This window comes from Tenacibaculum sp. 190130A14a, assembly GCF_964048965.1.
Taxonomy (GTDB): domain Bacteria; phylum Bacteroidota; class Bacteroidia; order Flavobacteriales; family Flavobacteriaceae; genus Polaribacter; species Polaribacter polynesiense.
In genome coordinates, this window is record NZ_OZ040189.1 from 813,777 (window position 1) to 838,567 (window position 24,791).

29 protein-coding genes are annotated in these 24,791 nt (G+C 32.0%); 17 read left to right on the top strand and 12 right to left on the bottom strand.

The features are described 5' to 3' along the window. Window positions 1-85: 85 nt before the first annotated feature. Complete coding sequence (locus tag ABNT22_RS03930; RefSeq protein WP_348714319.1) at window positions 86-982, bottom strand: NAD kinase; 897 nt, start codon at window positions 980-982, stop codon at window positions 86-88. 34 nt (window positions 983-1,016) lie between these two features. Then, window positions 1,017-1,676: an HPP family protein gene (locus ABNT22_RS03935; RefSeq protein ID WP_348714320.1), complete on the bottom strand. Its 660-nt coding sequence runs from the start codon at window positions 1,674-1,676 to the stop codon at window positions 1,017-1,019. A gap of 59 nt (window positions 1,677-1,735) precedes the next feature. Here ABNT22_RS03935 and ABNT22_RS03940 point away from each other — a divergent pair, with 59 nt between their 5' ends. Beyond that, entirely contained in the window at window positions 1,736-2,449 is a 714-nt protein-coding gene (locus ABNT22_RS03940) for a pyridoxine 5'-phosphate synthase (RefSeq protein WP_348714321.1), read from the top strand. Between the two features lie 3 nt (window positions 2,450-2,452). Continuing rightward, the gene (locus tag ABNT22_RS03945; protein WP_348714322.1) at window positions 2,453-3,223 is read left to right on the top strand and encodes an alpha/beta fold hydrolase; all 771 of its coding nucleotides are present in this window, start codon (window positions 2,453-2,455) and stop codon (window positions 3,221-3,223) included. Window positions 3,224-3,252: 29 nt separating this feature from the next. Here ABNT22_RS03945 and ABNT22_RS03950 read toward each other — a convergent pair whose 3' ends face one another. Then, window positions 3,253-3,699, bottom strand: a complete 447-nt coding sequence (locus tag ABNT22_RS03950) for a hypothetical protein (protein ID WP_348714323.1) — start codon at window positions 3,697-3,699, stop codon at window positions 3,253-3,255. A 280-nt stretch (window positions 3,700-3,979) separates the two neighbouring features. Beyond that, complete coding sequence (locus ABNT22_RS03955) at window positions 3,980-4,240, bottom strand: hypothetical protein (protein ID WP_348714324.1); 261 nt, start codon at window positions 4,238-4,240, stop codon at window positions 3,980-3,982. 144 nt (window positions 4,241-4,384) lie between these two features. Here ABNT22_RS03955 and ABNT22_RS03960 point away from each other — a divergent pair, with 144 nt between their 5' ends. Continuing rightward, window positions 4,385-4,774 (top strand): hypothetical protein, encoded by a 390-nt coding sequence (locus ABNT22_RS03960; RefSeq protein WP_348714325.1) that lies wholly within the window; start codon window positions 4,385-4,387, stop codon window positions 4,772-4,774. 48 nt (window positions 4,775-4,822) lie between these two features. On the opposite strand, the gene sppA is transcribed toward ABNT22_RS03960, so the two are convergent. Beyond that, window positions 4,823-6,568, bottom strand: a complete 1,746-nt coding sequence (gene sppA / locus ABNT22_RS03965; RefSeq protein ID WP_348714326.1) for a signal peptide peptidase SppA — start codon at window positions 6,566-6,568, stop codon at window positions 4,823-4,825. A 56-nt stretch (window positions 6,569-6,624) separates the two neighbouring features. Beyond that, window positions 6,625-7,053, bottom strand: a complete 429-nt coding sequence (locus ABNT22_RS03970) for a DUF6146 family protein (protein WP_348714327.1) — start codon at window positions 7,051-7,053, stop codon at window positions 6,625-6,627. 101 nt (window positions 7,054-7,154) lie between these two features. Between ABNT22_RS03970 and ABNT22_RS03975 the strand changes: the two genes are divergently transcribed. The 3 genes from ABNT22_RS03975 (at window position 7,155) to ABNT22_RS03985 (ending at window position 10,809) form a co-directional block, all read left to right on the top strand. After that, on the top strand, window positions 7,155-7,715 hold the full coding sequence (locus ABNT22_RS03975) for a DNA-3-methyladenine glycosylase I (protein WP_348714328.1): 561 nt from the start codon (window positions 7,155-7,157) through the stop codon (window positions 7,713-7,715). A 47-nt stretch (window positions 7,716-7,762) separates the two neighbouring features. Then, window positions 7,763-9,808 carry a dipeptidyl-peptidase 3 family protein gene (locus ABNT22_RS03980; RefSeq protein ID WP_348714329.1) on the top strand — a complete coding sequence of 682 codons (2,046 nt, stop codon included), beginning with the start codon at window positions 7,763-7,765 and terminating at the stop codon, window positions 9,806-9,808. Window positions 9,809-9,888: 80 nt separating this feature from the next. Beyond that, entirely contained in the window at window positions 9,889-10,809 is a 921-nt protein-coding gene (locus tag ABNT22_RS03985) for an ion channel (protein WP_348714330.1), read from the top strand. Window position 10,810: 1 nt separating this feature from the next. On the opposite strand, the gene ABNT22_RS03990 is transcribed toward ABNT22_RS03985, so the two are convergent. Continuing rightward, the gene (locus ABNT22_RS03990; protein ID WP_348714331.1) at window positions 10,811-11,026 is read right to left on the bottom strand and encodes a hypothetical protein; all 216 of its coding nucleotides are present in this window, start codon (window positions 11,024-11,026) and stop codon (window positions 10,811-10,813) included. A gap of 127 nt (window positions 11,027-11,153) precedes the next feature. On the opposite strand from ABNT22_RS03990, the gene ABNT22_RS03995 reads away from it, so the two are divergent. The 3 genes from ABNT22_RS03995 to ABNT22_RS04005 are packed head-to-tail and all read left to right on the top strand — an operon-like array spanning window position 11,154 to window position 12,960. Beyond that, entirely contained in the window at window positions 11,154-11,876 is a 723-nt protein-coding gene (locus tag ABNT22_RS03995; RefSeq protein WP_348714332.1) for an SDR family NAD(P)-dependent oxidoreductase, read from the top strand. A gap of 4 nt (window positions 11,877-11,880) precedes the next feature. Then, on the top strand, window positions 11,881-12,561 hold the full coding sequence (locus tag ABNT22_RS04000; RefSeq protein ID WP_348714333.1) for an HAD family hydrolase: 681 nt from the start codon (window positions 11,881-11,883) through the stop codon (window positions 12,559-12,561). Window positions 12,562-12,573: 12 nt separating this feature from the next. Further along, window positions 12,574-12,960: a nucleoside triphosphate pyrophosphohydrolase family protein gene (locus ABNT22_RS04005; protein ID WP_348714334.1), complete on the top strand. Its 387-nt coding sequence runs from the start codon at window positions 12,574-12,576 to the stop codon at window positions 12,958-12,960. A gap of 24 nt (window positions 12,961-12,984) precedes the next feature. Here ABNT22_RS04005 and ABNT22_RS04010 read toward each other — a convergent pair whose 3' ends face one another. Together ABNT22_RS04010 and ABNT22_RS04015 are read right to left on the bottom strand one after the other, a co-directional pair. Continuing rightward, the gene (locus ABNT22_RS04010; protein ID WP_348714335.1) at window positions 12,985-13,860 is read right to left on the bottom strand and encodes a TlpA disulfide reductase family protein; all 876 of its coding nucleotides are present in this window, start codon (window positions 13,858-13,860) and stop codon (window positions 12,985-12,987) included. Between the two features lie 67 nt (window positions 13,861-13,927). Further along, window positions 13,928-14,977 (bottom strand): branched-chain amino acid aminotransferase, encoded by a 1,050-nt coding sequence (locus tag ABNT22_RS04015; RefSeq protein WP_348714336.1) that lies wholly within the window; start codon window positions 14,975-14,977, stop codon window positions 13,928-13,930. Between the two features lie 123 nt (window positions 14,978-15,100). Between ABNT22_RS04015 and ABNT22_RS04020 the strand changes: the two genes are divergently transcribed. From ABNT22_RS04020 to mnmD, 3 genes are read left to right on the top strand one after another with little or no spacing between them, the layout of a single operon-like run. Further along, window positions 15,101-15,622, top strand: a complete 522-nt coding sequence (locus tag ABNT22_RS04020; RefSeq protein WP_348714337.1) for a DUF4920 domain-containing protein — start codon at window positions 15,101-15,103, stop codon at window positions 15,620-15,622. Continuing rightward, the gene (locus tag ABNT22_RS04025) at window positions 15,612-16,055 is read left to right on the top strand and encodes a hypothetical protein (protein ID WP_348714338.1); all 444 of its coding nucleotides are present in this window, start codon (window positions 15,612-15,614) and stop codon (window positions 16,053-16,055) included. The genes ABNT22_RS04020 and ABNT22_RS04025 overlap by 11 nt, the downstream gene beginning before the upstream one ends. Window position 16,056: 1 nt before the next feature. Next, entirely contained in the window at window positions 16,057-16,716 is a 660-nt protein-coding gene (mnmD, locus tag ABNT22_RS04030) for a tRNA (5-methylaminomethyl-2-thiouridine)(34)-methyltransferase MnmD (protein ID WP_348714339.1), read from the top strand. Window positions 16,717-16,741: 25 nt separating this feature from the next. On the opposite strand, the gene ABNT22_RS04035 is transcribed toward mnmD, so the two are convergent. Beyond that, on the bottom strand, window positions 16,742-17,476 hold the full coding sequence (locus tag ABNT22_RS04035; protein ID WP_348714340.1) for a DUF1223 domain-containing protein: 735 nt from the start codon (window positions 17,474-17,476) through the stop codon (window positions 16,742-16,744). Window positions 17,477-17,581: 105 nt separating this feature from the next. Here ABNT22_RS04035 and ABNT22_RS04040 point away from each other — a divergent pair, with 105 nt between their 5' ends. Together ABNT22_RS04040 and ABNT22_RS04045 are read left to right on the top strand one after the other, a co-directional pair. Beyond that, the gene (locus ABNT22_RS04040; protein WP_348714341.1) at window positions 17,582-17,713 is read left to right on the top strand and encodes a hypothetical protein; all 132 of its coding nucleotides are present in this window, start codon (window positions 17,582-17,584) and stop codon (window positions 17,711-17,713) included. After that, complete coding sequence (locus ABNT22_RS04045; protein WP_348714342.1) at window positions 17,714-18,433, top strand: tRNA1(Val) (adenine(37)-N6)-methyltransferase; 720 nt, start codon at window positions 17,714-17,716, stop codon at window positions 18,431-18,433. Between the two features lie 39 nt (window positions 18,434-18,472). Here the strand turns inward: ABNT22_RS04045 and ABNT22_RS04050 are convergent, their stop codons facing one another. Both ABNT22_RS04050 and ABNT22_RS04055 read right to left on the bottom strand, forming a co-directional pair. After that, complete coding sequence (locus ABNT22_RS04050; RefSeq protein WP_348714343.1) at window positions 18,473-19,390, bottom strand: hypothetical protein; 918 nt, start codon at window positions 19,388-19,390, stop codon at window positions 18,473-18,475. Between the two features lie 98 nt (window positions 19,391-19,488). Continuing rightward, window positions 19,489-20,859, bottom strand: coding sequence for a saccharopine dehydrogenase family protein (locus tag ABNT22_RS04055; protein WP_348714344.1), 1,371 nt, complete (start codon window positions 20,857-20,859; stop codon window positions 19,489-19,491). Between the two features lie 79 nt (window positions 20,860-20,938). On the opposite strand from ABNT22_RS04055, the gene ABNT22_RS04060 reads away from it, so the two are divergent. The 3 genes from ABNT22_RS04060 (at window position 20,939) to ade (ending at window position 24,722) form a co-directional block, all read left to right on the top strand. Further along, window positions 20,939-21,322, top strand: a complete 384-nt coding sequence (locus ABNT22_RS04060; RefSeq protein ID WP_348714345.1) for a DUF423 domain-containing protein — start codon at window positions 20,939-20,941, stop codon at window positions 21,320-21,322. Window positions 21,323-21,406: 84 nt separating this feature from the next. Next, window positions 21,407-23,017 (top strand): phosphoenolpyruvate carboxykinase (ATP), encoded by a 1,611-nt coding sequence (gene pckA / locus ABNT22_RS04065; protein ID WP_348714346.1) that lies wholly within the window; start codon window positions 21,407-21,409, stop codon window positions 23,015-23,017. 82 nt (window positions 23,018-23,099) lie between these two features. Further along, window positions 23,100-24,722, top strand: a complete 1,623-nt coding sequence (ade, locus tag ABNT22_RS04070; RefSeq protein WP_348714347.1) for an adenine deaminase — start codon at window positions 23,100-23,102, stop codon at window positions 24,720-24,722. Window positions 24,723-24,791 lie beyond the last annotated feature (69 nt).

The following is a 24,791-nucleotide window of genomic DNA, read 5'->3' on the forward strand; positions in this document are numbered from 1 at the left end:
GATAATTGAATTTGCTTTAAAAAGTTAATGATATGTCTTTTTTGATTAACTTTTTTTTCTGCGTTTTATTGTAAGGCGATTTTGATTAAATAGATTCATTTCTTGTGTCCTCACCCCATAAGAGTTTGCTTCTTAGAGTTTTTAGGTAAGATTGCTTGTTTAGCTGTATACTTTTTATAGTGAAGCTAGCTTTTTTTATTTTAACCTTGGTCTCTTGGGATACCGTAGTAATCCTAGAATCGAGGGAGATTAAAAAATCTTTTTCTCGAGCGCTTACTTCTAATTCAATTGAAGTATTATCTGGAATTACCATTGGTCTAGCGTTTAAATTATGTGGAGCTATTGGGGTAATCACAAAATTGTTCGCATTAGGTAAGATTACTGGACCATCGCAGCTTAAAGAATATCCTGTAGATCCTGTTGGGGTCGCGATTATTAATCCATCCGCCCAATAATTAGTAAGATATTCATTATTAAGATAGGTTCTCACTCCAATCATGGAAGTAGTGTTTCTTCTAGCGATGGTAACTTCGTTTAAGGCAAAGTTTAATTCAGAAAATTCATGAGTTTTAGGACTGGTTTCGATTTCCAATAAGGTTCTTTCCTGAATTCGATACTCTTTATTAGCTAGTTGTTCAATAGCTTCTACGATTTGATCTTTTTGAACAGTCGCTAAAAAACCTAAACGACCAGTATTTATTCCCATAACAGGAATGTTTAAGTTACGTATATAGGTAACTGCTCTTAAAATAGTTCCATCACCACCAATAGTAAACATACATTCAAAATCGTCGGTTAAATCTTTAAAATCAGAAAATACTGAGTAACTACCATTTAAAGAATTGTTTTCTTGTAAAAGTTTGTGAAAACTACTTTCAAAAAATACTTCTGTATTGTGTTTTTCTAAACAAGTTAAAAGTATTTGTATTTCTTTCTCGGCAGTTATGGTATATGATTGTCCGTATATGGCTACTTTCTTCACGTAATAAAAAATTTGATTAGCTGGTAAGTGTTGCTTACATGTCTAAATATCTTCTCAAATATTCAGCTCTGTCTTTAAGTTCTTCAAGGTAAGTGTCATCTTCGTGTTGTGTAACAACATTGTAATTATATCTACGAAATGTTTGAATGATTTCATTTACCTCTTCAGAAGTTACTTTTAGCGTAACTTGAACGTTGTCTTGGTTTTGAGATGAGATATATAATCCTAATAACTGGGCATTGTTAGCTTCAACAATTTGAGCTATTTGGCTCATAGAATAGTCATTTCTGTTTTTTTCTATAATTAAAGTCTCACTTTCATTATGTAAAAATGGGCTATCAGCAAAAGCATCTAGAATATCACTTAACTCATAGTAACCAATATAATTCATGTCTTTGTTTAAAACAGGAATTAGGTTACAATCATTATCAGCAAATAAAACGATTAAGTCCAGCAAAGTAGCCTTTTCATTAGTGTGAAAATGATCTAATAAATAGGCATATTCTTTTAGAGATTGGTCATTCTCCTCAATCGTTTGTATATCACTTTCAGGTAAGCACCCAATAAGTTTTCCATTTTCTACAATGGGTATATGCGTAATCGGGAGATCTTTACACATTTGTTGTGCACTTTTTACTGTATTACTTAGTTCAAGTGCTTTAATTTCTTTTAGTATGAAATCATTAATATTCATTACTACGAATATAGTTTAAAATCTTGGAATGCGTTACCTTTGTGGTCTAATTTTATGACATGACAAAATTAAGCGTAAATATTAATAAAATTGCAACCTTACGTAATTCAAGAGGAGGAAATGTACCTAACTTATTACAAGTAGCAAAAGATGTTCAGGAGTTTGGAGCAGAAGGAATCACGATTCATCCAAGACCAGACGAACGCCATATACGTTATCAAGATGCTTATGACTTAAAACCAATTGTTACTACAGAATATAATATAGAAGGAAATCCTATTAAGCAATTCATGGATTTAGTTTTAGAGGTGAATCCTACACAAGTAACGTTAGTGCCAGATGGAGAAGATGTATTAACGTCAAATGCTGGTTGGGATACGGTTACCCATCAATCCTATTTAAAGGAAGTAATTGCAGAGTTTAAAAAAGCAGGAATTAGAACTTCTATATTTATTGATACCGATTTAAAATTGATTGAAGCAGCAGCAAAAACTGGAACAGATAGAATAGAATTGTATACAGAGAGTTTTGCGTCTGAATTTGAAAAAGGAAATAAGGAGGCAGTAAAACCTTATACAGAAGCAGCTGTATTGGCTCATGAATTAGGTTTGGGGATTAATGCTGGTCATGATTTAAATCTTGAAAACATTCAATTCTTTAAACAAAACATACCAAATTTAGCAGAGGTTTCAATAGGGCATGCATTGATTTCTGAAAGTATTTATTTAGGAATTGAAAATGTCGTAAACATGTATTTACACAGATTACAATAGCTTATGCAAATTCTCCACTCACGTATTGTAGGTAGCGGTCACCCATTACTAATTCTTCATGGGTATTTTGGAATGGGTGATAATTGGAAAACTCATGCAAACAATCTTGCTGAAGAAGGTTTTGAAGTGCATTTAATAGATCAGAGAAACCATGGTCGTAGTTTTCATGCAGATGCTTTCGATTATGAATTATTAGTTGAAGATTTACATAGTTATATTGTACATCATCAACTTAAAAATGTTGATTTGTTAGGACATTCCATGGGAGGTAAAACCGTTATGTTATTTGCAACAGAATATCCTGAATTGATTAATAAATTAATAGTTGCAGATATTTCTCCAAGGATGTATCCACCACATCATCATGATATTTTAGCTGCCTTAAATTCGATAGATTTTGAAGTTCAGAACTCCAGAAAATTGGTCGATGAAAAACTGGCTGAATTGATACCTGAAGTAGGAATACGTCAGTTTTTATTGAAAAGTGTATACCGAAAAGATAAAACAGAATTGGCTTTTCGTTTTAATTTGAAATCTTTAACAGAGAATAATAGTGAAGTAGGAGAATCGTTACCGTCTTTTACTATTTTTGAAGGAGAAACACTATTTTTAAAAGGAGCGAATTCTGGATATATTTCAGAAGAAGATGTTCCTTTAATTAAAGCGCATTTCCCTGAAGCTGTAATAACTGTAGTAGCTAACTCTGGACATTGGTTACATGCAGAAAACCCTAAAGGTTTTTACGATGCTTTAATAGCATTTTATAACCAATAGGGCAGGGGAATAGGTTGTTAGATTGAATTTTACTTAAGAATAAATTTTTCTCCTTTTTTAGCAGTCTTTACTTTTTTCATATAGATATTAAAAAAGGAAGGAATACTTTCTTTAGAGCCATAAATGATTCGATGTTTGACTTTTGTAAAAGTTAGTATGGTTATTTCAAAGCTGGGATACCCGGTAATTAATGCTGGTTGGTTTAATGACCAATGCCAATCATATTTACCTCCGAAGTTTCTTCGAGCTACTTCAAAAATGTAGCATCCAATACGATGAATAATATTGGTTAGTTCTTGTTCATTCATAACCTGTTGGTTATTATGTAAATGATTTAAGATTTCGTCGTCAAGAACAAGTAAACTTTCTACACTATAATCTAGCGAATTGTTTAAGGCTTGGTTAAAGTTATTCACAAGGTGGTTGGCGTTTACTGTAATATAAGATATAAAGTCATCTTGAATTTCTTTTTTCATGTTTGGTGATTTTACAGAATGTAATTCTTAACGAGAAGAAAGTAACTCGGTTATAAGTTAACTTCCTTACAGGAAAAGTATAGTTGAAATTTGATTTTGAGATATATAATTCTAAACTGGTGTAGTGCTACTGGTGTAGTGCTACAGAAAATTATATATGTATTGAGAGAGACATTAGCTTTTCTTTAATAAGAATGGAGAGAAATAGAGTTAATTAAAGAATATAGGCTATAAAATGTATGGGTAGGTTTAGCATTTTGTTAGTTTCTTTTTCATTTTTTCATAACAAGTCGTTTTTGTTTATTTGGTTAATTAAATTATTAATCTTTAGATGTACTGATTGTTGTTCTTTTAAATGCTTGTTGAAAACTATAATTATTGCCTTGGCAATCATTAAGTTATTTCTCTTTCCAGAATAAACTTTTTGAATCGTTTCTAAAGAAAAATGATGACCTTTTTGAATTAGATATTCTTTCACTTTTTCCCTGTATTTAGGAGGTTTAATTTTTTCTAATTCACTTCGTTGTGTGGTTGTTATCATAAAAACTCTAGCTAATTTTTATAAAACACGTTACAATTCATCTATATTTGTACGTGTCTTGTACTTATAACACTACAAAGACACAAACAAAATTCTTAAAAAGAAACAAAAATATAAATAAATTAGAAAAATGTTATTTTTTTAATGAGTGATTTTATTGATGAAACATACAAGAGAGTTGAAGAGATTATTAATTATAACCGGTTAAATATAAGGTCTTTTGAAGAAAAGATTAATGTTTCTAACAACTCTATTGGTACCGCTATAAGAAGAAAGTCAGCTTTTAAAAGCAATGTGTTAAACAAAATTCTACACGCCTTTCCAGAAGTAGACCCAACATGGTTATTAACTGGAAAAGGAACCATGTTCTTAAAAAATGAAAATGGAGAAATAAACGATACTCCTATTGAATATAGAAAACTAGAATTTAAAGATAAAATTAAAGCGGTACTGCTAGAACTCTTCTTAGAGGAAGATGTTGTAGTTAAAGAAGTAATAAAAAAGGAAATTAAAGGTTACTTAAAAGAAAAGTAATATTCAACTATAAAAAAGCCTCGAGACATTCTCAAGGCTTTTGTTTTATTACTTAATCTCTAAGATAAAAGGAAGTCTAGCCTGTATTCCTTTTAAATTTCTCATTTGATTAATGTTGTTGTATAATCTAAAGTTTTCTTCACCAAGAGCTTCTTTAATAATTTCATCTCTTGAAACTTTACCAAAAGGAGATAATTTAAAAGCGTCTTTAATGTCTTTATGATAGTTTGGGTAATTTCTTACACGATAATTTTCAACCTCTGCTAATTCAGCAGCCGCTTTAACAGCAGTATCTAGTCCACCCAGTTCATCAACTAAACCATTAGCAATGGCCTCTGTTCCAGACCAAACTCTACCTTGTGCAATTTCGTTAACCTGCTCAAAAGTCATGTTTCTTCCTTCTGAAACTCTGTTTACAAAAGTTTTGTAAATATCTTCAACTCCTTCTTTAGTAACATCATAAAACTGTTGAGTCATAGGTTCAAATATACTATAGCTAGGGCTATTATTTGTTGCAACTTGCTCAGCATTAATACCCATATTGTTTGCTAATTCATGAACGTTAGGGATGGCTCCAAAAACACCGATAGACCCTGTAATAGTTGTAGGTTCTGCGATAATTTTATTAGCATTACAAGCAATATAATACCCACCAGAAGCCGCAACATTACCCATAGAAACAACAATAGGTTTCTCTTTTTTGGTTAACTCTAACTCACGCCAAATAAGTTCAGAAGTTAAGGCACTTCCTCCAGGAGAATTTACACGTAAAACAATCGCTTTAATGTTATCGTCTTTTCTAGCTTTACGAATAGCTTTATTAATTAGCCCTTGACCGATTCGGTTTTCATCACCTTCACCATAAATAATTTCTCCTTGAGCGTAAATAACAGCAATTTTGTTTTTAGCAGTTGAAGAAATACGTCCTTTACCAGATTTAATGTACGCTTCAATCGAAATTGTATTTGCTTCTGCATCTGCTGCATTATCCAATTTCTCTAAGTACTCATCCATATAAATAACACCATCAACTAAATTGTTTTCTTTTGCTAGTTCAGGAGTTCTTGCATTTAAACTATCAGCAATTGCATTTAAATTTTCAGTAGAAATATTTCTAGTCTCACTAATATCTTTAGTAATTTGTGACCAAATAGACTTTAAGAATGAAGTAGTTTGCTCTCTGTTGGCTTCACTCATTTTATTCGATAAAAATGGCTCAACTGCACTTTTGTATTTTCCATGACGAATAACTTCCATTTTTACACCATACTTATCTTCAAAATCTTTATAATATAAAATCTCAGTTGATAATCCTTTGAAGTCTACCATTCCTGCAGGGTTTAAGAATACACTATCTGCAACAGAACTTAAATAGTAATTTTTTTGAGTATAAAAATCATTGTAAGCATATACAAACTTTCCACTCTCTTTAAACTCTGCTAACTTTTTTCTAACTGCTTGAGTTTGTGCAATACCAGCACTTACTATGGTAGATTGAATACTAATCCCTTTTATTTTAGAGTCTGTTTTAGCATTCTCAATAGCATTTAAAACTTTATTTAACGCTAGTTTTTCATCTGTTAACTCCAACGCTTCAGCAATAGGATTGTCTTCCTTTGGAGCATAATCTTTAAGAGCAGTAGATAAGTCGATTTCTAAAATAGAATTATTTTCAACAATTACTTCATCTCCGCTTCCCGCAATTGCAGCGATACCAATAAAGAGTAAGAAAATTAAAAATAGGGCAATAAAAAAACCTAAAATAGACGCCAATAAGTTTCTTAAAAATTTCATATGTGTTTTATTTTTAGCGGCAAATATACATTATTTAAAGAATTTCGTATTTACCACTATCGATTCACATTTGTAAAATTACCTAATCGCATATTGTACTTTTGTTGTGCAAACATGAAATAATTAAAAAGTTTATAATTTACCTCATACCCATAATTAATACCTGGTCTATAATCAATAATAGTTTCGTAAATAGCAGGATCAAAACGTGATGGTGTCTGTGCGCGGTAATTCCAAATAGGAACCATTAAGCGATTACGGTTTTCTAAGAACGACTGACTATGAAAACCAACAGGCCTCGCTATTGAATTTAAATACCCCGTAAACCCAGGGTCAATTATAATAATTTCATACTCTAAACTGTCATTTTTAATAACAACAGGTTCTTCTTTTTCAGTTGAAGTAGATGCGCTAGGAGTTGAGCCACAAGCCCATAAAAAAACTCCTAAAATAAATAAGGATAATATATGTGGTAATCTTTTCATAATCAGTAAATTTTAATAGATATAAAATTGCAAAAATTATTCCGTTTTTCATTGATTTTTAACTTGTTTAACAGTAATTTTCAGCATTAAACAAAGAAAAAATGAAGAAAAGATGTTTTTGGGTTAGTGAAGATCCCTTATATATAGAATATCATGATAATGAATGGGGAGTACCAGTATATGATGATGATCGTTTGTTTGAGTTTCTAATATTAGAAACATTTCAGGCAGGATTGAGTTGGATAACCGTACTCAAAAAGAGAGAGAATTTTAGAGAAGCCTTTGATCATTTCGATTACAAAAAAATAAAAGGGTATGGAGAAAACAAATTTGAAGAACTTCTACAAAACGCGGGAATTATAAGAAATAAGTTAAAGATAAAAGCGACTATAAGTAATGCGGCAGCTTATATAAAAATACAAGAGGAATTTGGATCATTTTCATCATACATTTGGGGCTTTGTAAATGGAAAGCCTATAAAGAATGCATTCTCTAAAAGAGAAGATGTGCCAGCAACTACGGCTTTATCTGATCAAATTTCTAAAGACTTAAAAAAGAGGGGATTTAAATTTGTTGGATCTACAGTGATTTATGCATTTATGCAGGCAGTAGGTATGGTAAATGATCACACAACAGACTGTTTCCGATATAACGAAGTTTAATTTGTACCTTTAGGCTCCCAAAACAAATCAATTTAAATATTTATACAATGAAATTAAGATATATGCTTTGTGCTGCAGTGGCAACAAGCTTATTGGTCTCTTGTGTTGTAGAGGTTAAAAAAGACCCTAAAGCAGAAACGAAAACAGAGGCAAAAACAGAAAAAACTTTTGAATATGAAGTAGAACAGTTTGCTGATATTAAAGTATTGCGCTACCAAATTCCTGGGTTTGATCAATTAACATTGAAAGAAAAGAAGTTAGTATACTACTTAACGCAAGCTGGTCTAGCAGGGCGAGATATTATGTGGGATCAAAACTATCGTCATAATCTTGAAATTAGAAAAGCTTTAGAGAAAGTAAACGATGAATTTAAAGGAGCCAGAGATACTGAAGACTTTAAAAAGTTTACAACCTATTTAAAACGTGTATGGTTTTCAAATGGAATTCATCATCATTATTCAAATGATAAAATTAAAGCTGAATTTTCTAAAGAGTATTTAGAAAACCTACTAAAAGAGACTAGCACAACGTTGTCTGGAGAAGCCTTAGAAGTAATTTTTAATAATAAAGACAGTAAAAAAGTAAACAAAAAAGCAGGGGTAGATAACGTATTAGCATCGGCAGTAAACTTTTATGGTCCAGATATTACAAGTGAAGATGTAGATACATTTTATAAAACTGCATACAAAGGACCAGAAGGAAAGCCAGTAGAAGCAGGATTGAACTCTAAGCTTGTTCGTGAAGATGGAAAACTTGTTGAAAAAGTGTGGAAGTCTGGTGGAATGTATGGAGCCGCAATCGATAAAATTGTGTATTGGTTAGAAAAAGCACAGGGAGTTGCAGAAAATGAAAAGCAAGCAAAAGCTCTTGGGTTGTTAGTGGAATATTACAAAACAGGAAGTTTAGATACTTGGGATCAATATGCTATTGCTTGGGTAGAATCTACTGAAGGAAATATTGATTGGATTAACGGATTTATTGAAGTATACAACGATCCAAAAGGATACCGTGGTTCTTATGAGACAATTGTTGAAATTAAAGATTTTGATATGTCTAAGAAAATGAAGGTATTATCAGATAATGCACAATGGTTCGAAGATAACTCTCCCTTAGATCAAGCGCACAAAAAAGAAAACGTAGTAGGAGTTTCTTATAAAACGGTAAACGTAGCAGGAGAAGCAGGAGATGCTTCACCAAGTACACCTATTGGAGTAAACTTACCAAATAACAACTGGATTCGTCAAGAGCATGGATCAAAATCAGTATCGCTAGGAAATATTATTGGGTCATACAACAATGCCGGTGGAACAGGAAGATTAAAGGAGTTTGCTCATGATCAAGAAGAGATTGATTTAGAAATTAAATATGGAAAGTTAGCTGATAAATTGCATACAGCATTACATGAAGTAATTGGTCATGCATCGGGTAAAATTAATGAAGGAATCGGGCAACCAAAAGAAACCTTGAAAAATTATGCATCTACAATGGAAGAGGGTAGAGCAGATTTAGTTGGTTTATATTATTTAATGGACCCTAAATTACAAGAATTAGGACTGGTTGAAGATTGGCAAAAAGTTGGAAAAGCAGCTTATGATGGATATATTAGAAATGGGTTAATGACACAGTTAATCCGTATCAATTTAGGAGATGATATTGAAGAGGATCATATGGTAAACCGTCAATGGGTATCTGCTTGGGCTTTTGAGCAAGGAAAGAAAGACAATGTAATTGAAAAAGTGGTAAAGGATGGTAAAACATTTTTCGTAGTAAACGATTACATGAAATTACGTGATATCTTCGGACGATTATTAAAAGAAACACAAAGAATCAAATCAGAAGGAGATTTTGAAGCTGCAAAAGCTTTAGTAGAAGGATATGGTGTAAAAGTAGATCAAGCTATTCATAAAGAAGTATTAGATCGTAATAAGCAATTTACATCGGCTCCATATAGTGGGTTTGTAAATCCAGTTTTAGAACCTGTAGTTGATGCAGAAGGAAACATTACAGATGTTAAAGTAGCACAGCCTAAAACTTTTGAGGAACAAATGAAGTTTTATGCTAAAAACTATAGTTTCTTACCAGCAAAGAACTAAGATTGATAAAAAGTAAGAATTAAAAACCGATACTTTTAAAGTGTCGGTTTTTTGTATTTTTAAAGCAGAAAGTGAGTAGTATGGCAAAAAAGATAAAAGATCCAGGGTTAGGACATAACTCCAAGAAAAATATCAAGGGGATTGTAAATAAAGATGGGAGTTCTAATGTGATTCATCTTAATAAAAAGTTCAATTTAGATGATTTATATACCTTCTTTATAGAGTTAACTTGGTGGCAGTTTTTCCTTTTTGTGTTATTAGGATATACCTTACTTAATATTGTGTTTGGTTTTGTGTATATGGCCATAGGTATAGAAGAAATCACTCCTTCGAGAGGTAATTTTATCGATGATTTTTTAAATGGATTCTTTTTTAGTGCACAAACATTAACAACAGTGGGGTACGGTGGAATTGCACCGCAAGGAGTAACAGCCAATATGATAGCTGCGTTTGAAGCTATGATAGGATTACTTAGTTTTTCATTTATTACGGGGCTATTGTACGGTCGATTTTCAAAAGCGAAAGCAGCAATTCACTTTAGTGATAATGTAATTTTAAGAGATTTTAAAGAACACAGAGCAATCATGTTTCGTTTAATGAATAGTAGAAAAACGGTAATGATAGAGCCAGAAATTACGGTAACACTTTCTATAAATGAGAAAAATAAAGAAGGAGAATATAAAAGAGAGTTTTATCGATTAAAGCTAGAACGCGATAAGATTATGTATTTACCAACGGTTTGGACCATTGTGCATGAAGTTGATGATAAAAGTCCATTATTCAAATATTCAGATAAAGAAATAGAAAATCTAGAAGCAAAATTGTATGTGCTTATTCAGTATCATGAAGAATCATTTGGACAAAAAGTATATCAAATGACTTCCTATGATTTTGCAGAACTGCAATCTGGAGTGAAATACACTCCGTCTTTTAGTTTTGATAATGAAGGGTACACTATTTTAGATCACGATAAGCTAAATGAAGTGATACCGATGGATTAATTTACCCCTTGATTAAAAACTTCGAAAGAAATAAGAAACCAATAACAGCAATTATACCAATAGCTACATATAATGCTCCGTTTTGATAATGTTTCTTGTTGTTTTTAGCATCTTTCTTATAACTAAAAAGCATCATAGCAACAAAAGCAATTACAAATAAACTAGCAAAAATAATTCTTCCAGTAGTAAACATCTTAGCAGCAATAAGCGTAAACATAATATTTTATATTTTTAAGCAAAATTACATAGAATCTGTGAGATATTGGTAGAAATACTATTTGTAAATTGTAGGCTATTCTGAATATGTTTTTAGATTGTTATTAACCTTATTTAATTTTATTTAAATGAAAAAAGCTATTGTTTTTGGTGCAACTTCAGGAATAGGAAAAGCCCTAACCGAACTTTTGGTAAAAGACAACTATATGGTTGCAATAACAGGTCGTCGGTTAGAAAAGCTAGAAGCCTTAAAGAAAGCTTATCCAACACAAATTTTGGTAAAGCAAAATGATATTCAACAAGTAGCGGATGTAGAAAAAGTGTTTCATGAGATTGTCGAAACATTTAAAGAAGTAGATTTGATTATTCAATCTTCAGGAGTAGGTTTTGTAAACTCTAAGCTAATTTGGGAAAAGGAAAATGAAACCATTCAAACCAATGTAGTTGGTGTAACAAAGCTATATGATTTGGCATACAATCTATTTCGTAAACAAGAATTCGGGCATTTGGTAGGAATTTCATCAATAGCATCTTTGAGAGGTAATAGAGCAGCACCTGCATATTTTGCTTCAAAGGCGTATCAAAAAGCCTATTTGGAAAGTTTATACATTAAAACAAAATCTATCAAATCTAGAAAGGTGTTTATTACCGATATTCGACCTGGTTTTGTAGATACAGCAATGGCGCTAGGAGACGGAATTTTTTGGATGGTTCCATTAGAAAAAGCTACAAAACAAATTTATTCAGCAATAAAAAAAAGAAGGAGGGTAGCCTATATTTCAAAAAGATGGAGGCTCATTGCATGGGTGTTAAAATTAGTACCTTCTTGGATGTTAAAACTAGCAACATAATTTTATGAGAAAGAAAAATCTAATCGTTTTTGATATAGATGATACGCTAACAAAAAGCGAAAATCAGCATCAAACAGCATTCGTAGAGGCAATGCTTGGTATAGGAATAACTGAAATAAATAAAGATTGGAAGTCGTATAAAAACATGACAGATAGTTATATTCTAAAGAAAAATTTCGAACGTAACTTTCATAAAGAATTTAATTTTTCTGCAATGCCTCAATTTGAGGAAAAAATGACAGCACATTTATGCTCTTTACCTGAAACAGAAGAAATAGCTGGTGCGGGAGCGATTATCAATTTTTTTATGAAAGAAACTGATTATGCTATTTGTTTTGCAACAGGGTCATTATTAGAACCGGCATTAATAAAGTTGCAACAAGCCAAGATTAACTTTATACCAGATGTAATTGAAACGGCAAGTAGTTTTTATACAAGAGAAGAAATTGTAACCTCTGCTATTACAAAAGCAAGCAATTATTTTGGTGTGGAGAATTTCGAAAATATTATTTCCGTAGGAGATGGTATTTGGGATTTACGAACAGCTAAAAATCTAAACTTACATTTTTTAGGAATTAGAAATAAAAATTTATCAGATTTTAAAGAAGAAGGTATAAAAAGTCATATTGAAGATTGGAGTTCATTTGATTTTAAAAAAGTACAAACAGAATTAGGAATTATATAATATAACACAGGAATGAAAAGTAAAATAAACGCAGTACACGAGTTTCATACAGCATTCGGATTAGGAATTAAAAACGAACCAACAGCGAGTATTGGTAAAGATAGAAATACACTTCGTTTTAATTTAATGAAAGAAGAAAATGAAGAGTATTTTGAAGCAGCTCAAAATAATGATTTGGTTGAGGTAGCAGATGCCTTGGGAGATATGTTATATATTTTATGTGGTACAATTATAGAGCATGGAATGCAACATAAAATAGAAGAGGTTTTTAATGAGATTCAACGAAGTAATATGAGTAAGTTAGGTGAAGACGGAAAACCAATTTACAGAGAAGATGGAAAGGTCTTAAAAGGACCTAATTACTTTAAGCCAAATATTAAAGAAATCTTAGAAAACTAAAAAGTCAGCATATAGCTGACTTTTTTATTTTTCTAGTATTCTTTCTAATTCTGATGACAGTGTTTTTACACTGTTTACCATTTTTAATATTTTTCCATCCTCATCAACTATTAAGTGAGAAGGATATTGTTTAACCTTTAACTTTTTAGCCATATAGTCTTTTTGCATAGGGATGGTTGAAAACTTAAATGGTTTGGTTTTTAAAAACTCAGCTAGTTTATCTTTTTCATCAAAAGCCAAACTGATAAATTCAATATTTTCATCTTTATATTTATCTACTAAGTCATTTAACTCAGGAAACTCTTCAACACAAATTTTACAAGTAATAAACCAGCACTTTAATACTAACATTTTTCCTTTTGTATCAGCTTTATTGTGCGACTTACCGTTGATGTCTACAAAGTCATATGTTGGAAGTTTTTTTCCTTCCATTTTGTAGTAGCTATTCGCCATAGAAGCTTTTCCTTGAATCGATTTTTTAATTTTTGGATCAGCGTCACTGTTTAAAGGAGTTAACTTATAGTAGTCTTTTCCTTCTTGTTGCATTTTTACAGGGATATAAGCTCCCGTTCTTAATAATGCTAAGAAAATACTTTTCTTTACTTCCTCTCCTTTTTCATCTAAACCACTAAATGAAGACATTAAATCTACATTGTTTTTGGTGTAGTTGTTCCAGTCAGCATAGCTTTTTTGAATTGCTTCTTCTTCACCAGAAGGTTTTGCAGTGTTTGTTTTACTTGCTGTGGTGTTTTCCTTTTTACTTTTCTTGGCAGTTTTCTTTTTAGCAGTCTTTGTTTTTGAGTTGTTTGTTGCAGGAACAATATTTAAATTGTTCAAAGCAAACGTGGTAGCTCCAAAACTTAAAATAGTTGCTAATAATGCCGGAATTAGGTTTTTCATATTTCCCCTATTTGTTATGAAAAAGTGTTTTTTAGTACTACTAATATAGTGTTTTTTAACATAAAAACTAAATTTTCACACGCCATCCGTGGTTGTCGTTACTTTTGTTGTATTGAATATTTAACAGTTTTTCTTTAAAAAGAGAAGCATAAGAATTTTTTAAAACAGGTAATTCAAAAGCATCTGAATTGTGTTTGAATCCTTTAATTGGATTAATTACGGCAGCAGTACCTGAACCAAAAATTTCCTTCAATTCTCCATTGTTTGCTGCCTCTTTGATTTCAGCAACTGAAACACGTCTTACTTCTACGTCAATATTATTGTCTTCTGCTAATTGAATAATAGATTTTCTAGTAATTCCATCTAAAATTCGATCGTTGTTAGGAGCAGTGATTAACTTGTCGCCAACTCTAAAGAATATATTCATTGTACCTGCCTCTTCAAGATACTCATGCGTACTCGCATCTGTCCAAATAATTTGTTGGTATCCTTCTTTGTGAGCTAGACTTGTCGGATAAAATTGAGCAGCATAGTTTCCAGCAGCTTTAGCATAACCAACACCACCATCAGCAGCTCTACTATATTTTTCTGCCATAATTACACGTACATCTCCAGCATAATATGATTGAGCAGGAGAGCAGATAATAATAAATTTATATTCTTCAGCAGGAGAAGCAGCGATAGCTCCTTCAGTAGCTATAATAAATGGTCTTATGTATAAAGAGTTACCAAAACCTTTTTTAATCCAATCATTGTCAATTTTAAGTAACTGTTTTAACCCGTCTATAAATACATTTTCAGGTACAGGGGGCATAGCTAAACGTTCACCAGATTTGTTTAAACGTTTAAAATTTTCATCAGGTCTAAATAAGAAAACATCGTCATTATCGTCTTTAAAAGCTTTCATACCCTCAAAAACTGCTTGTCCATAATGAAAAACTCTTGCAGAAGGCTCAAAGCTAATAGGTGCGTAAGGCATTATACTTGGTGTTTGCCATGCTCCGTCTTTAAAATCACAAACCAGCATATGATCTGTAAAAACCCTTCCGAAATTTAAATTATTAAAATCGACAGTGTCAATTTTAGATTGTTGTATTAGTTGTGTGTTAATGTTCATAAAAATTGCATTTAAGAAGCGCTACGAAGGTACAAAAAGTACATTGATAATTAGTGTATTATTGGTTAAAGCTATTTGATTATTAGCTATCTTTGTTGTATTGTTTTAACTAAATTATTGATAATGAAAAAACTACTGTTTTATAGTCTGTCTTTAATGTTTTTACTTACAGGATGTAAAGTCGAAAAAAATGAAGAGAAAGAAAAGAAAGAGGAAGTAAAAGCAATTGAGCTCGTTTCTTTTGGAAAGGAAATTTCTGCCGATCATGCTATTAGTAAAGAAGATATGGCTAAGAAATTTGAAACGATGAATGTTGGTGATACCCTTGATGTAAAATTTATGGGTGAAATAGGAGAGGTATGTCAGAAAAAAGGATGCTGGATTAAAGTTCCTTTAGATGAGAAAAAAACATCTTTTGTAAAGTTTAAAGATTATGCATTCTTTATGCCTTTTAACTCTGCAAAAAGCAAGGTGATTTTAAATGGAAAAGCATTTAAAAGCGAAGTTTCTGTAGAAGAATTACAACACTATGCTAAAGATGCTGGAAAATCTGAAGAAGAAATAGCAAAAATTACAGAACCGAAAGTAACGTATTCTTTCTTAGCTGATGGAGTATTGTTGGAGGCAAAAGCAGATGAAGAATAAATTTTTATTGGGACTTTTTTTAAGTTTGATGATTGGTTGTCAATCAAAAAAAGAAACAAAAGAAATAAAGATTGTAAAAAAGATTCCGTCAAATTTTCAGATGTATAAAACATCTGAAATGGCGGAGCTTATGAGGAATATGTTGGCAAAGAACAAGGAAGTTCGAGAGCAGATCATTGACGGGAAAGAAATTGGTGATTTTAATAAAGAGTATATTAAAATACATACAGCAAAGTTGACCGATAGTACTGATTATGATGAAACTTTTTTAACATTTGCAAAGCATTTTGAACAAACACATAGAGCTTTGTTTGAAGTAAGCAAAGAAGAAAGAAAAGAGCAATATAACAATGCTATTGAATCTTGTATTGCATGTCATCAAGTCAAGTGTAGAGGACCAATTCCGCGAATTGAGAAATTATTGATTAAATAATTTGAAGCGAGAAATAATCATAACATCCGATGGTTCTACAACCATTCATTTACCCGACTGGAACGAGCAGTATCATTCGAAACATGGTGCTATTCAAGAAGCGTATCATGTATTTATTAAGAGTGGATTAGAAGTAGTAACGAACAATAAAGTTGCTATTTTAGAAATCGGGTTTGGAACCGGTTTAAATTGTTTTATTACTTTTTTAGAAGCAAAGAAACCAATTGAATATGTAGGAGTTGAGGCCTATCCAGTAGCACAAGATGAGGTTGAGAAGCTCAATTATGTAGCTGAATTAGACGCAAAAGAGCATCAAGGTGTTTTTGATAAGATTCATAAAGTTTCTTGGGAAGAAAGACATCAAATTACTACAGATTTTCAACTAACAAAAAGAGAGCAGTTCTTTAAAGATATTGATGATAAAGAAATGTTTGATTTGATTTATTTCGATGCTTTTGGAGCTAGGGTACAACCTGAACTTTGGACTGAAGAAATCTTTAAGAAAATGTATGAGGCATTAGTTCCTAACGGAATTTTAGTAACCTATGCTGCCAAAGGGAGTGTACGCAGAGCCATGCAAGCAGTTGGGTTTTCGGTAGAAAGATTACCAGGGCCTCCGGGTAAACGCGAAATGCTACGAGCTACTAAACCTGAATTGTAAGCTAACTTTTTATACTTAAAGAAAATTATAACTCTTGTTGAATAGTTCCCGTAATTTCTAAATTGTTTTTTTGAACGAAAGCAATTAATCTTAAACGAGTTTCGTTGTTAAACTTTTTAGGAATTTCAATAGAAATGTTTCCGGGGGATGAAGATAGTGGGGTAGTTAACTGATTTAAAACAATATTGCTATTCGTAATTTCTCTATTTCTATTTTCTCCGCTTTTTACAAGTGTAGATTTTCGTTCTAAAACTAGCGCAAACACAATATTCTTGTTTTCAATATTTCCTGTTACTGCGTAGTTAACTTTTATTGTGTGCTTTGTTTTTTGTACTTCAGGTAAAGAAATTGTATTTGAGGCAATGTTAGAAGTATATCCTCGGAGAATTCTTTGAACACGTGCTTGATTAGAACCTACAAAATGCTCATTTCCGTTTACAACCAATTGTGGAGTATATACTCTGTTTTTTCTGAATTTTTTACCATAGGCATATTGAATTTTGGTAAATTCTTTTGAGCTAAAAGGATCATTCCAGCCAATATAATTCCAATAATCAACATGGTATGACAGAATAGAGATGTTCTTATCTTGTGTTTCTTTTTTAATTTCTTCTAGAAGCGCATCTGCTGGCGGACAACTACTACAACCCTGAGAAGTAAATAATTGTAAAACTAAATAGGGTGTTTGAGTTTTTGTGGTAGTGGTTTGAGCATAAAGAGAAAAGTGAAACATTACAGCTAAAAAAAGAAATCTCGTCATAAAAATAAGGTTTGTTGATTTAGGCGGATTAAAAAGGAAAACCTTACTTTTTTAATTCTTTTCAGAATAGAATATCTATCTTCGAAGCGTAAAATACTTGTAGAAATGAAGTTCGAAAAAAGATTTGGTAATAGAAAACGCACTAATCCTAAAAAAGGATTGTTTTTAGTACTTCTATTAATTATTGTACTGTATTTATTTTTTAATGCTGAAAAGTTTTTAGAAAAGATCTTATAAATGAAACCATTTCAATTTAAAGAGTTTGTGGTACATCAAGATAAAACTGCAATGAAGGTAGGTACCGATGGAGTTTTATTAGGAGCTTGGTGTGAGTTAGGTGAATATCCGGATGCAATGTTAGACATAGGTTCTGGTACAGGTGTAATTGGATTAATGTTAGCACAGCGAAGTGATGCTATGACAATTGATGCCGTAGAGGTGGATGAAAATGCTTATGAGCAAACTGTAGAAAATTTTGAGCGATCAGATTGGGGAGATCGATTGTTTTGTTACAATGCCTCTTTTGATGAATTTGCAGAGGAAATGGCAGAAGAGGAAGAACAGTATGATGTGATTGTTTCTAATCCACCATTCTATACAGATACCTTTGAATCGGAGGATGAAGCTAGAAATAAAGCAAGATTTACTTCTTCATTATCTTTTGAATCTTTAATTAACGGAGTTTCTAAATTGTTATCTGAAAACGGGGTATTTTCAGTAATCATTCCATTTAAAGAAGAAAGTAATTTTATTGAATTGGCTAAAAAGCACAATCTGTTTGCTAAAAAAATATGCAGAGTTCGAGGTAATGAAACTTCTGAGATTAAAAGAAGTTTATTAGCATTTACTTTTACCGAAACTTCGGTTGCGGAAGAGGAATTAATCATTGAAAAAGAAAGGCACCAGTATACTGATGCCTATATTAATCTTACCAAAGAGTTTTACTTGAAAATGTAATGTTTTGTTGTTAGTTTTTAGAAACTGTTTGCAAAATCGTTATTGAGAGCAATTTCCATCTATTATATCTTGTCTAGTTGGATTGTATGCATTGTAATCAATATATAAATCAAAATCTTCACCATTACCTGCTAAATTTTCTATTGCGCAAAGGTTTTTTAAGTTACGATTGTTTCTTATGAAACAAGTGTTTTTAACAGAACTTAAATTATTTAAACCGTTAAGGTTTTCTAAACTATTATTCTCACTAATATCTAGAAGATTACTAAGAGAATTGACAACTGATAATCCGTCAATGTTTTTTAAACTCTCATTTCGTATTATTGATATGCTACGAGCGCTAAATGAGTTTATATTTTTTAATCCATCAACATTAAGTAGTGATTTATTATTTAATATCTCTAGTACACCTTTATAGTTTTCAAGATTGCTTAACCCATCGATATTAACCAAATTATCGTTTGAAACTATTAATGAAACCCAAAGACCATCTTTTTCATTATCATCAACAATAGATTTTATATTTTTTAATTCATCAATGTGTGTAATTTTATCTGCATCCATTATCGATAAAAATTGAGTGGATCTGATGTTGTTTAATCCTTCAAGTGAATTTAGATTAATAGTGCCTTGAATATTTAAGCCTCCATTAATTTGAGTCAAACTTTCTAATCCTTTTAAAGAAGTTATATCACAATCTGACAATACACCAATAACTAAAGTACCATTAATAATTGTATAGCCCTTTTTTGCAAAAGTATTAAGTTCATGCTGATTTTTAAGATAAACATTTCCATCATGTATAATATCTGTAGGTGCAGTTGGCTCCGTGCCATCACCTAAATCATCTTCACTGTTGCTTGTACAACTTATTAATACTAAAAAGGAGAATACAAATGATAAATAACTAATAAAATTTGTTTGAGAAAATACTAAGGAGTTTTTTGTTTTTTTCATAATCAATGTTTGTTTTTTCAATGCTTTTTTTTGTTAAAAATAATTCCCCAAACTTACTAATAAATTTGAGGAATTGATATAAGTTTTTTTAAGATAAATTATCCTTTTACACTTTCTGGGTTATAACCTAAATAAGGAACTTTTTTCTCTACAAAAGTAATTCCGTAGTCTTCTAATTCTTTTAAGATTGGCTCGTATACCTCTTTGGTAATAGGTAATTGCACTCCTGGAGTGGTAATTTCACCATTTAAAATTCTTACAGCTGCCATTGCTACAGGTAAACCAACGGTTTTTGCCATAGCAGTATAGGTTTGATCATCACCTTTAATAACCATACTACTTTCTATCTGGCGCTTTTCCTCTTTGTACTGGTAACCAAATTTGTGATGCATTACAATCATGTCTTTATCATCAGCTTCTAATGTCCATTTCTCAGACAATATTTTCTGTAAAATCTGAGCAGGAGTAGCGTTCTTTAATTCCACTTTTTTAGTTGGGTCAAATAAATCTAACTCTAAGAACTTATCCCACATAATATCATCCTGATCAATTTTTAAATACGAACGGAACTTTAATTCTACTGAATCAGATGGAGAATAGGCTAAGAAAAGATTGGTGAAATCGCGATAGCTCATGTTTTCAGAATCCTCAATCGTATAAGTATCATCGGTCATTCCTAATTGAACAAAAGCATTCCATGCTCTAGAAAAACCAACTTTTCTAATCGTTCCACGATACATGGTTGGAATATCATCTAAACCATAAACACTTGTATATGATAAAGAATCACGGTTTGCATATGCTTCAAACTTTCCATGACCTTCAATATCTAAAAACTCAGTTCTTCTAAATAATTTATGATATGGAATGTATTTGTATGTGTTTTCTTGTCTAAACATGGCAGCACCACCTTGTCCTGCTAAAACCACATTTCTTGGATTCCAAGTAAACTTATAGTTCCATAAATTGGTATCACTTTCTGGAGCTACTAAACCACCACAAAAAGATTCGAATAATAACATTTTAGCACCATGATCATGAATTCTATCAATAATTTGCATAGCACTCATATGATCAATACCTGGGTCTAAACCAATCTCGTTCATGAATACCAATCCTTTTTCTTTTGCAGCTTCATCTAAAGCTTGCATCTCCTTAGAAATATAAGAGGCAGTTACCATGTGTTTACCATAGGTAACACAATCTTTAGCAACTTCAATATGAAAACGAGCTGGTAACATCGATATCACGATATCTGCGTTTTGGATAGCTTCAACACGCTGCTCTTCATTAAAAACATCTAATTGAACAGCAGTTGCGTTTGGGTGATTGTTAATTTTTGCTTGTGCGTTTTCAACAGAAACATCACCAATAGTTATATGTAAGTTTTCGTTTGATGACTTATCTAGTAAGTATTTTATTAGAGAAGAGCTCGATCTACCTGCACCTATAATTAATATTTTTCTCATTTATAATGTACTTTTGTTATCTAATGTTTGAGGCGACAATATCGCTAAAAAAGTTTAAAATTAAACAAAAATAGATAAAATGTATAAAAATTTAACAATCGCATCCATCTTAGGAGTAATCGCAATAACTCTAGGAGCCTTTGGAGCACATGCATTAAAATCAAAATTGAGCCCAGAAGCTATGCAAAGTTTTGAAACGGCTGTGAGATACCAGTTTTTTCATGTGTTACTTTTACTTTTTGTAAACATGTTTGCAGGTTTTTCAGAAAAACAAAAAAGAACCATAAGTACATTTTTGATAGGGGGTATTCTATTGTTTTCAGGTTCTATTTATGCTATTTACCTTGGAGGAGTGCCTGCCAAAAGTATTTGGTTTATAACGCCTTTAGGAGGAGTTTTGTTAATTGTAGGGTGGATTTTACTATGTTTACGTTTCGTCGAAAAAGTTATCAAAAAAGAATAGTTAATAAAATTTTTCTATGATTAATGAGTTTAGACAAAAAGAACTATTTTTGTCGAAAATAAAACACAACTAAAATATTTTAAGATGACAAATCTTGATGCGAAAACGATTTCGATAGACAATCTTGGTATAACAGATGCTACCGTGCGTTATCAATTGACTTCAGACGAGTTACATGATATTACAATTGAAAAAGGACAAGGAGAAGAATCTAGTTTTGGAGCAATAGCTGTTAAAACTGGAGAGTTCACAGGACGTTCTCCAATGGACCGTTTCATCGTTAAAGATGATATCACGAAGGATGAAATATGGTGGGGAGATATCAACATTCCATTTGATTCAGACAAATTTGACAAATTATACGATAAAGTAACTGCTTATCTTTCTGGTAAGGAGATTTTTGTACGTGATAGTTATGCATGTGCAGACGAAGACTATAAATTAAACATTAGAGTAGTAAACGAATATCCATGGAGTAACATGTTTGCTTATAACATGTTCTTACGTCCAACTGCAGAAGAATTGAAAGGTTTTTCTCCAGAATGGACCGTAGTAAATGCTCCAGGTTTTATGGCTGATCCAGCAGTTGATGGAACACGCCAACACAACTTTGCTATCTTAAACTTTAGTAAAAAAGTAGCTTTAATTGGTGGTACAGGATATACAGGAGAAATTAAAAAAGGAATTTTCTCTGCGTTAAACTTTATCTTACCAGTATTCAAAAATACCTTACCAATGCACTGTTCTGCAAACGTTGGTAAAGAAGGAGATACAGCTATTTTCTTCGGGTTATCAGGAACAGGAAAAACTACGTTATCTACAGATCCAAATCGTAGTTTAATTGGAGATGACGAGCATGGTTGGACTTCTGAGAATTCAGTATTCAACTTCGAAGGAGGTTGTTATGCGAAAGTAATTGACTTATCTCAAGAAAAAGAGCCAGAAATTTATGGTGCGATCAAGAGAGGAGCAATTTTAGAGAATATTGTAATGGATGGAGAAAAGAACGTAGATTTCAACGATACATCTATTACTCAAAATACACGTGTAAGTTATCCTATTTACCATATTGAGAATATTCAAACGCCATCTATAGGAAAGAATCCAAAGAATATTTTCTTCTTAACAGCAGATGCATTTGGAGTATTGCCTCCGATCTCAAGATTAACACCTGGGCAAGCAGCATATCACTTTATTTCAGGTTATACTGCAAAAGTAGCAGGTACTGAGGCAGGAGTTACTGAGCCACAACCAAGTTTCTCAGCTTGTTTTGGAGCACCATTTATGCCGTTACACCCAACTCGTTATGCAGAAATGTTAAGTGAGAAAATGAAAGAAACTGGTGTAAATGTATGGTTAGTAAACACAGGATGGTTTGCAGGACCTTATGGAGTAGGAGATAGAATGAAATTAAAGTACACGCGTGCTATGATTAATGCAGCGTTAACTGGAGGGTTACCTCAAGAGATTACTCATGAGAACTATCACATTCACTCTGTATTTGGTTTAGCACAACCAAGACAATGTCCTGGAATACCTTCAGAATTATTAAGCCAACGTCAAGCTTGGAATAATGACGAAGAGTATTATAAAACAGCACATAAGTTAGCGGATTCATTTAGAGAGAACTTCAAGAAGTTTGAAGAATATGCAAACGAAGAGATTTTAGCAGGAGGACCACCAAGCGCTAAATAAGAGATAAAACTAAAAGCATCCAATTGGATGCTTTTTTTATGCAGAAATACTACCTATTTTAGCAGTCTTAATTTTGAATCATATGAAAGTACAAGGAAATATAGTTGATATAGAAAACAAACGAATTTTTAAAGGAGAAGTTGAAATAGCCAATGGAAAGATAGTGGCTGTTAGAGAAGCAGATCATTCTATAGAGAATTATATATTACCTGGTTTTGTAGATGCACATATTCACATAGAAAGCTCTATGCTAGTACCTTCAGAATTTGCCAAAATAGCAGTAACACACGGTACAGTAGCTACAGTTTCAGATCCGCATGAAATTGCCAATGTATTAGGAGTAAAAGGAGTTGACTTTATGATAGAAAACGGAAAGAAAGTTCCGTTAAAATTTAACTTTGGAGCACCTTCTTGTGTACCAGCAACTTCTTTTGAAAGTGCGGGAGCGGTAATTGATTCTGATGATATCAAGAAGATGATGGAGAATCCGGATATTAAATATTTGGCAGAGATGATGAATTATCCGGGAGTTATTTATCAAGATGAAGAAGTATTAAAAAAGATAGCTTGGGCTAAACATTACAACAAACCTGTTGATGGTCATGCACCAGGAGTTAGAGGAGAAGATTTAGACAAATATATTGCTGCAGGTATTTATACCGATCACGAATGTTTTACCTATGCAGAAGCCTTAGAAAAGTTACAAAAAGGAATGAAGGTAATTGTTCGTGAAGGAAGTGCTGCTAAAAACTTTGAAGCATTGATAGATTTACTTCCTGAGCACTATGAAAATATGATGTTCTGTTCAGATGATAAGCATCCAGATGATTTGTTAGTTGGACATTTAAACGAACTTTGTGAAAGAGCAGTAGCCAAAGGAATGGATGTATTCAAAGTATTGCAGGCGGCTTGTATAAATCCTGTTAAACATTATAATTTAGATGTAGGATTATTAAAAGAAGGAGATGAGGCCGATTTTATTGTAGTAGAAGACTTAGAAAAATTCAACGTAATCAAAACCTATATTGATGGAGAGTTGGTTGCTGAGAATGGAAAATCGTTTGTTAAGCATGTAGATTTTGAAGTATTGAATAATTTTGATACCGATAAAAAGGAGGTAAACGAGTTTGAATTTTATTCTGCATCAGAGAAAATCAGAGTAATTGAAGCTTTAGATGGAGAGTTGGTAACCAATGAAATTGAAGTAGATTCTTTAATTAAAGATGGAAACCTAGTTTCTAATACTGAAAATGATGTGTTAAAAATGACGGTGGTAAATCGTTACAAAAATGCAGAGCCTTCTATAGCATTTATAAAAAACTTCGGATTAAAAGAAGGGGCTATTGCAAGTTCTGTAGGACATGATTCTCATAATATCATTGCTGTTGGAGTTTCAGACGAAGCCATTTGTAAAGCAGTAAACTTGTTAATTGAAAACAAAGGTGGAATTTGTGCCGTATCGAATACAGAAGAAAAAGTGGTTGCTTTACCTGTAGCAGGAATTATGAGTGATAAACCAGCAGAAGAAATAGGAAAGGCATATGCAGCATTGGATGCGATGGCGAAAGCTATGGGAAGTTCTTTAAGAGCGCCTTATATGACCTTGTCTTTTATGGCACTATTGGTAATACCAGCATTAAAGTTATCAGACAAAGGATTATTTAACGGAAGTACATTTCAGTTTACTTCTGTTGAAGTAAAATAATGGTTTTAATATATGAAATATGCGCTTCTTAACTAAAAGAAGCGCATACTATATAAACTCATATTCACT